This window comes from Bacteroidota bacterium, assembly GCA_026391695.1.
Lineage (GTDB): Bacteria > Bacteroidota > Bacteroidia > Bacteroidales > JAGONC01 > JAPLDP01.
Genome location: JAPLDP010000047.1, coordinates 24,102 through 34,762, shown reverse-complemented (window position 1 = coordinate 34,762; position 10,661 = coordinate 24,102). Strand labels below are relative to the sequence as shown.

Annotated in this window: 8 protein-coding genes and 1 pseudogene; 4 read left to right on the top strand and 5 right to left on the bottom strand. The window is 41.4% G+C overall.

Features of this window, described 5'->3' with window-relative positions:
* Positions 1-233 precede the first annotated feature (233 nt).
* Both NT175_07100 and NT175_07095 read left to right on the top strand, forming a co-directional pair.
* Positions 234-2,609 (top strand): ABC transporter permease subunit, encoded by a 2,376-nt coding sequence (locus NT175_07100; protein MCX6234479.1) that lies wholly within the window; start codon positions 234-236, stop codon positions 2,607-2,609.
* Entirely contained in the window at positions 2,606-3,688 is a 1,083-nt protein-coding gene (locus NT175_07095) for an amino acid ABC transporter ATP-binding protein (GenBank protein MCX6234478.1), read from the top strand. Before NT175_07100 ends, NT175_07095 begins: the two co-directional genes overlap by 4 nt.
* Positions 3,689-3,993: 305 nt before the next feature.
* On the opposite strand, the pseudogene NT175_07090 reads toward NT175_07095, so the two are convergent.
* Positions 3,994-4,317 (bottom strand): annotated as a pseudogene (locus NT175_07090) (HEPN domain-containing protein).
* 40 nt (positions 4,318-4,357) lie between these two features.
* Entirely contained in the window at positions 4,358-4,702 is a 345-nt protein-coding gene (locus NT175_07085; protein ID MCX6234477.1) for a nucleotidyltransferase domain-containing protein, read from the bottom strand.
* 601 nt (positions 4,703-5,303) lie between these two features.
* Here NT175_07085 and NT175_07080 point away from each other — a divergent pair.
* Both NT175_07080 and lpxD read left to right on the top strand, forming a co-directional pair.
* Positions 5,304-6,638 carry a hypothetical protein gene (locus NT175_07080; GenBank protein MCX6234476.1) on the top strand — a complete coding sequence of 445 codons (1,335 nt, stop codon included), beginning with the start codon at positions 5,304-5,306 and terminating at the stop codon, positions 6,636-6,638.
* Positions 6,639-7,081: 443 nt separating this feature from the next.
* Positions 7,082-8,104: a UDP-3-O-(3-hydroxymyristoyl)glucosamine N-acyltransferase gene (lpxD, locus tag NT175_07075; protein MCX6234475.1), complete on the top strand. Its 1,023-nt coding sequence runs from the start codon at positions 7,082-7,084 to the stop codon at positions 8,102-8,104.
* A 186-nt stretch (positions 8,105-8,290) separates the two neighbouring features.
* Here lpxD and NT175_07070 read toward each other — a convergent pair whose 3' ends face one another.
* From NT175_07070 to NT175_07060, 3 genes are all read right to left on the bottom strand, one after another.
* Positions 8,291-9,052, bottom strand: a complete 762-nt coding sequence (locus tag NT175_07070; GenBank protein MCX6234474.1) for a hypothetical protein — start codon at positions 9,050-9,052, stop codon at positions 8,291-8,293.
* 33 nt (positions 9,053-9,085) lie between these two features.
* Positions 9,086-9,643 carry a hypothetical protein gene (locus NT175_07065; GenBank protein MCX6234473.1) on the bottom strand — a complete coding sequence of 186 codons (558 nt, stop codon included), beginning with the start codon at positions 9,641-9,643 and terminating at the stop codon, positions 9,086-9,088.
* Between the two features lie 510 nt (positions 9,644-10,153).
* A complete protein-coding gene (locus NT175_07060) occupies positions 10,154-10,501 on the bottom strand; it encodes a DUF3127 domain-containing protein (GenBank protein MCX6234472.1) in 348 nt (115 codons plus the stop codon).
* Positions 10,502-10,661 lie beyond the last annotated feature (160 nt).

The following is a 10,661-nucleotide window of genomic DNA, read 5'->3' as shown; positions in this document are numbered from 1 at the left end:
AGGAGGTGATTTGAGAAGAATTAAGTACTTTCATGGTGCTGTTTTTTGGACAACACCAAATTAGGTGAAAATGCAGTAGCTGTAAGACATTGCCTAGCAAAGTTTTACAGCTTTTTATTAACAAGACCTGCGGATTTTAGGTTGTAACGCGTGTCGGATAAACAAAATAATTGCGCGATTGCCGATGGCCGATGTTCGAGGTGAGTGTAACCCTATATTAAGACAAGACAAAAATGATTCTTATCTTTGGAGGATGCAATGCATTGAACAGAGTCGTGGCGCATGGAACACTGCACACAGATCCCATTTATCTTCCAAATGATGATCAACAAAATATACGTTTACGCCGGATGAAACACAGCTTATGTTTTTTGATTCTTTTCCTGCTCGTAACTCTAGCCGGTTGTGATAAGGACAAATCAGTCACTACCGGCCTGTTGATGCTGGAAGGAGGAAAAACCTTTGCCGTCCCGACAGGAACTGCTGCCGATCAGTTTGTGCTGCAGAAATTTCCCGATGCCAGGATAAAGTACTTCAACAGCATTCTTGATTGCGCCATCGCGGTCAAATCCGGAAAGGCCGACGCAGCGGTCTACGACAAGCCCGTCCTGCAAAACATTGCAGCCAAGAATGATGGAATTGTTGTCCTTCCTGAAATGCTCTTCGATGATCAATACGGTTTTGCCGTTCAGCTTCAAAACAGGGAACTGAAAAAGGCTATTGATAAAGTGCTTGCCGAAATCAGATCGGATGGCACATACGACGACATGATGAAGCGCTGGTTCCCCGAAAAAGGAAATCCGGCACCCATGCCTGTTATAGAACTTAAAGGAACAAATGGCGTTTTAAGATTCGGCACTGCAGCTGTTACCGAACCTATGTCGTTTGTCGACGGCAATCAAAAAGTTGTCGGATTCGATGTGGAGTTCGCTTCTTATGTTGCAAAGAAACTGGACAAGCAGATCGACGTTGTGAACATGGAATTTGGAGCCATGCTTCCCGCGCTGATTGCCGGCAAGGTCGATATGATTGGCGCCGGACTCTCCATTACGGAAGAAAGGGCAAAGAAAGTGCTCTTCTCTGAGAGTTATTATCCTAGTGGCATCGCCGCTGCTGTCAGAGGTAAAACAGGGACAGGTAAAGTTGTTTCAGGCAAAAATTTAAGGACCGCTGACGACATCAAAGATAAGCGGATCGGCGTATTGCTCGGTTCTATCCACGACGCCTATGCAACTAAAACATATCCCGATGCTGAGATACTGCAGTATCAAAATGTTTCTGATCTGCTCACTGCCCTGATTGCAGAAAAGACGGATGTTGCATTTTTCGACCAGTCTGGCGTGCCGGAGATCTTCAAAGCCAATAAAAGCGTCGCGATGCTGACCAAAGATCTTTATTTCGCCGACATTGCCGCCGGCTTTAATAAGGAAAGTTCCGAACTGAGAGATCAATTTAATGCTTTCCTGAGTGAAATTAAATCCAACGGTGTATACGACGACATTGTCAGCCGGTGGATGGAAGAAGGAATAATGGAAATGCCCGGGATTAAATCGTCAGGGGTCAACGGAAACCTTATTGTCGGCGTCGTCAGCGACCTTGGGATGCCGAATTCACTTTATAAAGACGGAAAGCTTATAGGATTCGACATCGAGCTCGCATCGCGCTTTGCAGCTTATATTGGCAAAACGTTTGTCCCGACCGACATGACGTTCGGAAGCCTGATCGCCGCCATCTCAACACACAAGATCGACATCATTACCAGTTCGATGATGATCACCGAAGAGAGGAAGAAACAAATCAATTTCTCGGAACCTTATTATGCATCAGGTATCAGCGTGATCGCTTTGAAAAAGAATATCGCCGGTTACCGCGAAGATGAGGCCAAAACCGGCAAGGTGTCGTTTCTGAAGTCACTGTCAAACAGCATTCATGATAATCTTATCCTCGAGAACAGGTATCTGCTGATCATAAACGGATTAAAAATCACAGTCATAATTTCCCTCTTTGCAGCACTGATGGGCACCATACTTGGCGGACTGGTATGTTACATGAGGATGTCGAAAAGAAAGATACTCTCTGTCATAGCCGCTCTTTTCATAACCCTCATAAGGGGTACGCCGGTGCTGGTATTGCTGATGATCATCTTTTACATCATCTTCGCTTCGGTCAATATCAATCCCATACTCGTCGCCGTGATTGCGTTCGGGATCAACTTCGGTGCCTATGTTTCGGAGATGTTCAGGACATCCATCGAAAGCATCGACAGAGGTCAGAAGGAAGCAGGCATTGCCTCGGGCTTCACAAAAATCCAGACATTCATTCATATCATCATGCCGCAGGCTATGCGCATTGTGCTCCCGGTTTACAAGGGAGAGTTCATCTCGCTGGTGAAAATGACATCCATTGTCGGTTACATTGCCGTTCAGGATCTGACCAAGGCAAGCGATATTATCCGGAGCAGGACATTCGATGCTTTTTTCCCGCTGATCATGGCGGCCATCATCTATTTAATCATTGCCTGGCTGCTGACCTGGGCGCTGAGTCATGTTGAGATCTCAGTAGATCCGAAACGAAGACGCATAAAAAAAGCAGGGGAGGTCAGGGTATGATCAGGGTCAGACATCTTTCAAAACATTTTGGCGAACTTGTCGTCCTTAAAGACATTAACACCGACATCCGGCATGGCGAGATCGTCTCAATAATAGGTCCGTCGGGCACCGGCAAAAGTACCTTCCTGCGCTGCCTTAACCTGCTGGAAACGCCAACAGGCGGCAGCATCTTTATCGATGATGTTCCATTGCTCGATAAAAAAACAGACGTCCCGAAAATCCGTCAGAAGATGGGAATGGTCTTTCAATCGTTCAACCTTTACGCCCATCTCTCCGTCATGGAAAACCTGACCATCGGTCCGGTTAAATTACTGGGCAAGAGAAAAACTGAAGCGAATAAAAAAGCGATGGAACTCCTGAAAATTGTAGGGCTGGCCGAAAAAGCCAACAGCTTCCCTGACGAGCTATCAGGCGGACAGAAACAACGTGTCGCCATTGCACGATGCATGGCGATGGAACCTGAAATCCTGCTTTTTGACGAACCGACATCTGCCCTTGATCCGACAATGGTCAGCGAGGTGCTGGCTGTCATACGCCGCCTGGCAAAAGAGGGCATCACCATGGTGATCGTGACACATGAGATGGAATTTGCACGCAACATCTCGAACCGTGTCTTTTATATGGATGAAGGGTTGATCTATGAAGAAGGACCTCCGCAGCAGATATTCGAGAATCCTCAGAGAGAGAAGACAAAGGCCTTCATCCACCGAATCCGTAGCTTTCATTACCATATTACAAGCCGCGACTACGACCTCTATGCCCTTCAGGCCGAGATGGAAGCGTTCTGCGATAAGCACATGCTGTCGAAAAAGGGAAAGGAGTATGTCCTGCATATAGCCGAAGAGGTGCTGTGCCTGCAATCTGATTTCTCCGATATAAACCTGAGACTCTTTTATTCCGAAAAAGACGGCACTCTCGAACTGGTATGCGAAAGCACCGGAGCACCCGTAAACCCTCTGGAAGAAGGCGTGCTCGAAGACGACATCGGATTAAAGATGATCAAAGCCCGCTGCGAAAGCGTTGTCTATAATTACGGGAACGGAAAAAATATCCTTGTGCTGAGGATGAAAGGGGAGTAAATGGTCGTCGGTCGGCAGTCGGCATTAGCCAATTAGCTATTCGCTCTTCGCATCTCGCTCTTCGCTCTTCGTTCTTTTCAAGAATCCGAATAAATTCCAAATCCTAAAAATCCTAATCCAAACAATTCAACATTCAATTTTCAATTGTTTGAAATTTGACTTTTGTGATTTGGAATTTGTTTGGAATTTGAATGTTAATCTGTTGGAATTTATCCTGAAATAGACTTCAAGAATATATTTTAATGTTTTAAGGAAGGCAAAATAGGTCGTTATAACCTGACCCACCTGATAGGCACCAGGTGGTATTAATTCTCGTCAATAACTTGCTTAATTGTATTGATAAAATCTTCAACCAGATCCAGGTAAGGCAAAACCCTTTCCCTGTTAAAATCAAAAATATCATCATAATCAGCTTTTTGCCTCCATGTAAATAATTGAGAATATATCTTACCAAGTTCTTTTGGTAATATCCCTGTATTAATAAAATGCTTATTTAAAGCACTTTTAACACCATTGTGTGTATGGGCGTCAATACTGTTCTTATTCAGCAAGGCAATAACTGCATAAAATGAAGCATAATAAAGCCGGTTTATAGCTGAGTCCCATCTTTCCTCCCTGGCCAGAATTCTGGCATCTTCAAGGGTTTACTCAGCTCGTGTTAACCTGTAATCAATAAATTCCCTGTCTGGTTTTGTCATGCTCAACAATGCCTTCCCTGGTTATATTCACAAACAATGGTGTGATTTTGTAATTACTATACCAGTCTGATTTTGAATAAATAAGAGGGGATATGATCATTCCGGTCTCTAATTCGATTTCATATAAACTATCAATTATTTCCTTTTCCAGTGAAAACGGAACTTCATTCGTTTGCAATAATATTAACACATCCCAATCAGAATGCATATTGGAATCCCCACGGGCTTTTGATCCAAAGATTATTATATCCGATTCAGGATCAATTCGTTGGACAACTTCTTTAATTTTATCAGAAATGTCTGATCGAAAATTCATTGGCTAATTCTTTTAAACAAAATTAAGATTTTTCTTCTGATAAATCAATATTTTCGTTAATGGGCCATATTTATTCCCCAGTAGAACACGTATTTTTCATTTACTTTTTTGCGACTAAAAGTAACAAGAAAGTCTTTTTCAGGGCAAAGGTTTGAATAGATCAGGCTTTCTTTTCTGAACAAAACCGCCAGCGACGACATAAACCTAAAAATCCAAACCACAAGCACCAAATACCAAATAAATTCCAAATTTCAGACACTAAATACTAAATAAATCACAATACCCAAAACCCAAACTATTAAAAATTGAATCCTCTCCGAAAAGTGGTTATCAAAAACCAATATTGAGCTAAAGCCCTATATACCATCAATTTGCATTACCCTGGCCTTAAGGCCAGGGTAATTGATAACCAGTTAGTTACCGGACTTTAGTCCAAAACGATTACTTTTCGTAGTGGGCTTAATATTCAAACACAACTTCTAAAAATATGGAACCCTGTCTCCTTCGGGAACTCAGATCTCAAAATATAAGTTACCCATTTCTGTTCCATAAAGAAGTATTTATTGTATATTGCAACATAGTTTTCGTAAAACGATGTAATATGAAAAAAATATTTTTCTCACTTATTTTTATAGCCATTTCCATCCCAAAGATTTTGTTCTCTCAGTCATCAGCAATCGAATTGACTTTCACTGCTTCCATGAATAGTGAATATATCCGATTAGACAGTATTTATATCGAAAATTTAACCCAAAGCTGCGATACTATGCTTTATTGGCCTGATACAGTGTTAGTACTAGGTGCTAATGCCGTGGATGAAAAAAATATGTTCACAAACACCCATTTCAAAGTGTTCCGGAACTTTCCGAATCCTGCCGATGGTCAAACTTCACTAATGATTTATGTACCTGATGAAGGCCTGGTGGAGCTTTATATTACAGATATATTTGGAAGGACATTAGCTACAATGAAGCAAAAATTTTGTGCAGGTCATCATAAAGTCATATTTTTCACAGGGAGAGAGGAAATATATATCTTTTCGGCCGTCTGGAACTCCATTACCATCGGCATACCTATTGTAAATCTTAACTTTAGCCTGCGAAATAGCTGTAAATTAGAATATGGAGGATTAGAAGGAGCTCCGGTAATTTTGAGATCCCAACTGGAAGTAAAAAAGTTTATGTACTCTATTGGTGATCAGTTATTGATGATGGGTTATACCGGAACCCTGGAGTCGGGGATGGCTGCCAGCCCCTTGTCCGATGTGACTTATATTTTTCAATTTGCCACCCATGTACCTTGTCCGGGTTTGCCGGCAATTACTTATGAGGACCAGGTATACAATACCGTACAGATTTTTAGCCAATGTTGGATGAAAGAAAACCTGAATGTAGGGATTATGATACCTGATAATGAAACGATGGAAAATAATGGCGTCATTGAAAAGTATTGTTACGGCAATAATCAGGATAATTGTGATATATATGGTGGTTTATATAGGTGGGATGAAGTTATGCAATATACCACCACTGGTGGGATACAGGGTATCTGTCCGGCAGGCTGGCACATCCCCACAGATGCGGATTGGAAAGTATTAGAAGGTTTCGCAGATAGTTATTATGGCGCAGGTGATCCTGTTTGGGATATTTTGGGTTGGCGTGGATTTGATTGTGGGAAAAACCTGAAATCATTGACCGGCTGGTTTAATGGTCAAAACGGGACTGACCTCTTTGGATTTACAAGCCTTCCAGGTGGCTATTGGTCAGGAGAAATGTCGTTTGTTGATCTTTTTCAGACAACTAAATACTGGACTTCCTCAACGTACGACAATATATATCCCATATTAAGAGGTATATTTTACTATGGTCCCGATATGTACCATGGTTATAACGTTGCACCGGCTGCTTATATGGTAAGGTGTCTTAAGGATAATTAATGTCATTTCCTTCAGTCCTTGAGCCGGATTTAGGTCGCCGGGAAGGCCATTCTCGATTTTTACTCATGTATTTGCTTGAATAATAGGGTATTCGTGAGCTCGGTTCGCTCGGTTCTTTGCTTCTCTTTTTTGTTTAGCAGACAAAAAAAGAAGAAAATTAATCATCAATAAAGCCCGCATAATAACGATCTCATTCTTTTTTGAGACCTGAAAAATCCACTATCAAAAAGATGTATCGCCCCGACATGCTCTCATTTATATTGCCCTGCAATTTTTCTATTGAATATCTTCCATAGGGGGCTGGGAGGAGGAGATTGGACGATAGACGATCGCCGATGTTCGATGTGGGTGTAACCCGATTTTAGACAAGACAATAAAATATTGCGTAGTTTTGACTGACATATTGAAATCACTAGTCTTATTAATAATTTAATCCTTAATTCATGAATTTTACCGCTAAGCAGATCGCAGAACTGATCAATGGGATTGTGGAAGGCAATCCGGATGTTAGCATTCATAAAGTATCGAAAATAGAGGAGGGAGAACCCGGTTCCATCTCTTTCCTTTCGAATCCGCTTTATACGCAATACATCTACAAAACAGGCGCCTCCATTGTCATTGTCAATAGCTCATTCGTTCCTGAACATCCCATAACGAGTACACTCATCAGGGTTGAAAGTGCGGAAGTCGCTTTTGGCAAGCTATTGGGACTCTATAACAAAATAAAAAACAACAAGACAGGCATTTCAAAACAATGTTATATAGCTGAAACTGCCAATCTGGGCGATAATTTATATGTGGGTGAATTTGCCTATATCGGCGAAAACACCGTCATCGGAAATAATGTAAAAATTCATCCGCAGGTTTACATCGGCGACAATACAACCGTGGGTGAAAACACGATTCTGTTTCCCGGCGTGAAAATCTATTCCGATAACATCATCGGGAAGAACTGCATTTTTCACGCGGGTGTGGTCATTGGAAGTGATGGATTCAGGTTTGCACCACAAAATGAAGGAGATAAAAAAATACCACAGATTGGAAATGTGATCATCGAGGATGACGTGGAGATGGGCGCCAACTGTGCCATCGACAGGGCAACTTTGGGTTCCACCATTATTCGTAAGGGGGTGAAATTTGATAACCTGATCCACATTGCCCACAATTGTGAGATAGGAGAGAATACCTATATTGCTGCTGCAACAGGGATCGCCGGGTCATGTAAGGTGGGCAAAAACTGCCTGATCAGCGGGCATGTCGCCATTGCCCCGCATCTCACCATTGCCGATGGTACCATGATAGGTGGCGCAACCGGTGTATCAGGAAGCCTGACTAAACCCGGGCTGACCTATCTCGGATCGCCTGCAATGGAGGTCCATAAGTTCAGAAGATCGGTCGCATGTTTCCGGAACTTTCCGGCAATAGTTGAACGCATAGATAAATTGGAGAAAGAAAGAAAGGAATAATTTGAAAATTAGTCAATTAGTCGATTAGTCAATTTGGCTGTAAGAGATAGCGGCTTGCTCCAGATACTCTCTCATGTGTCCTTAGCTTCAAAAATCAATTCGCCTTCTACTTCGCCTTACACTTCGCCTTCTACCTCGAATGCTCGATATTCGATATTCAAAACGCTCGCACCTGACAGATAATGATCATTTACAGATCTGGTTATATACTTCGATAACCAGGAGGAAATTCTTGAATTTTTTAAGGTCGGGATTCTTATCGATTTCCTCAGTGATACCAAGGCAATCGCCGAACAGGGCAGGCCAAAGCAATTCAAAGTTGCCTTTGTCAACCTTTATAAATCCCACTCCCTCCTTTTCCACATAGTAACTTGAATACCAGCTCCTCGACTCAATATATCTGGTTGTTACTTTGTAAGATGGCCCAATAACTAATCCTTCATCCGACGAATAGTGGAATGATATTCCATCAATTTTTGAGCTTGTTTCGATCCTTGCATTTGAATGAATCAGACTGCTGCGGTTTTGGAATACATTGATCTTGCCTCCCGAAAATCTGTTCATGAATACCATAATCCCTTTTTTGGGGGAGGGCCTGCATTCATAAATATCCCAGAAATGAGAAGTCGGGATTAATGATTGAGAATCATCATCATAATTGTACCAGTTCCATTCTATTCCGAGTCCTGAAATTTCACCAGCATTATAAAGGGTTTTTACCCCGTCTGGTCCAAAAAACTTGATCCGGGACATAAAATTTTCTGTGAGCTTAGAATAGGCAATCTTTCCGGGTATAGTGTCTCCTGTATTTAAAATGATAAATCCATCTTGTGGTATCAATGAAACCATTCCACTCATCTGACTCTGTCCGGATACATTCAGGGATATTCCCGGTATTAAAGCGAGCACGAAAATGCATGGCCGAAAAATAGTAATAATCTTTTTCATGGTTTGTTTATTTGATTTTTTCTGATGAAAGCTCTAATTTTTCTTTATGGAATATTTTCTCAGTTTGTCTTTGTTTCTATTATAATCATCAAAACTCCCATTTATAGGAATTTTTACTTTGATTGACCCAATCAAAGCACCTATACCAGCTCCGCCAATTGCAAGTGGGATACCATACATCAGAGCTTTTTCTTCAGCCGTAAACCAACTATAAGTATACCCCATAAAGTTCTCTTTTGGATCATCTCCTGATATAAATCCAATCAACCCACCGATAGCAAATCCTGTAAGTGCCCCAAGAAAAATTCCTATTCCAATATTGCCGTTTCTTCTGGTTTTGATTGTCTCAATATTATTTATTTGAAAATTTGAAATCTCAAATTTTCCAGAAGAATAATCCTGTTTTACCAGAGAATTCGAAAGTGATATTGAAGAATCTTTAATTTCGTACAAAACGCCCTTTGTTATAAATAGTTCATTATACGAAGAGACCCAGGTCCTGTAGATTTTGATTTTTTGAATAGTATCCTGTGCATTTAAGGAACTTAGAAAACACAAGACCATTAATGCGATTAGATTTAGAGTTTTCATAATATTATGTGTTTAGGTTATAGTTGATTATGCGGATAAAGGTAAGCAGGATATACCGGTTTCGGATGGCGGTTTTTGCGGCTTAGGTATTGAATGATTGTAAATTCTGCGGTTAGATGCTATACGTGTTGTGATTTTATTAATAGCTCAGGAATGCTACAAGAACACGGAGCCGTATTTGCAGGATCTGCTAATAATAGCTGTGGAAGTGGGATTTATTGAAAAAGATTTTTGAAAACCTTTTCCACCAAAAGGTCGCCCCTATCCGGACTGGAAAAAAATTAGACAATTTGAAAATTAGATAATTTGAAAATTAGTCGATTAGTCGATGTGACTTCATTAGTTTGCAATCAGCACTAAGAGCTCATGTCAGGTACCATTCGACTTCAAAATTTATTTCGCCCTCGCCTTCGCCTTCCAGTTCTACTTCTCCTGCTTGCGCAGGGGCGGGCCACTTCGAATGTTCGTCTGTTGGATATTCAAAACGCTCGCACCTGCATTACACATTCCTCAGAAGGGTAAATCATCTGGCTCCTCCGCTTTTAAATTGAACGGACCTTCAGGCAGAACATCCGGCTCTTCCGGTGAAACAGGCTCTGCTTTAATGACTTTCCAGGCTCTGACATCGGTATACCACCGGCCATTGTACTCGCGGCTTTCCAGATCGATGGATACGGTTACTGCGGATCCTTCAGCTAAATTAAACTGCTCGATTTTATCACCCCATACCGAAATACAAACTTTTTTAGGGAATTGGGCATTTGTTTCAAGGATGAATTCCTGCTTCTTCCATTCACCGCTTTTCCCTTGTCCGGTTTGTAAGGGGAGCATTTTGATGACTCTTCCTGTTAATTCCATATCATTCATATTTGAGGGAACAAAGCTAATGAAAAAGAGATTGTTTTAAAAGTGTTTGAAAATTGCTTTTCTGGCTTTGTGTTACTTTGTGTATCCTTTGTGACTCTTTGTGTTTCAATTAATTAGATTAACCACGGAGGAACACGGAGGTAATCACCAA

Bases quoted from the DNA above. Each gene is read 5' to 3' on its own strand.
- NT175_07100 (MCX6234479.1), top strand. From the start codon at position 234: ATGATTCTTATCTTTGGAGGATGCAATGCATTGAACAGAGTCGTGGCG.
- NT175_07095 (MCX6234478.1), top strand. From the start codon at position 2,606: ATGATCAGGGTCAGACATCTTTCAAAACATTTTGGCGAACTTGTCGTC.
- NT175_07085 (MCX6234477.1), bottom strand. From the start codon at position 4,702: ATGAATTTTCGATCAGACATTTCTGATAAAATTAAAGAAGTTGTCCAA.
- NT175_07080 (MCX6234476.1), top strand. From the start codon at position 5,304: ATGAAAAAAATATTTTTCTCACTTATTTTTATAGCCATTTCCATCCCA.
- lpxD (MCX6234475.1), top strand. From the start codon at position 7,082: ATGAATTTTACCGCTAAGCAGATCGCAGAACTGATCAATGGGATTGTG.
- NT175_07070 (MCX6234474.1), bottom strand. From the start codon at position 9,052: ATGAAAAAGATTATTACTATTTTTCGGCCATGCATTTTCGTGCTCGCT.
- NT175_07065 (MCX6234473.1), bottom strand. From the start codon at position 9,643: ATGAAAACTCTAAATCTAATCGCATTAATGGTCTTGTGTTTTCTAAGT.
- NT175_07060 (MCX6234472.1), bottom strand. From the start codon at position 10,501: ATGGAATTAACAGGAAGAGTCATCAAAATGCTCCCCTTACAAACCGGA.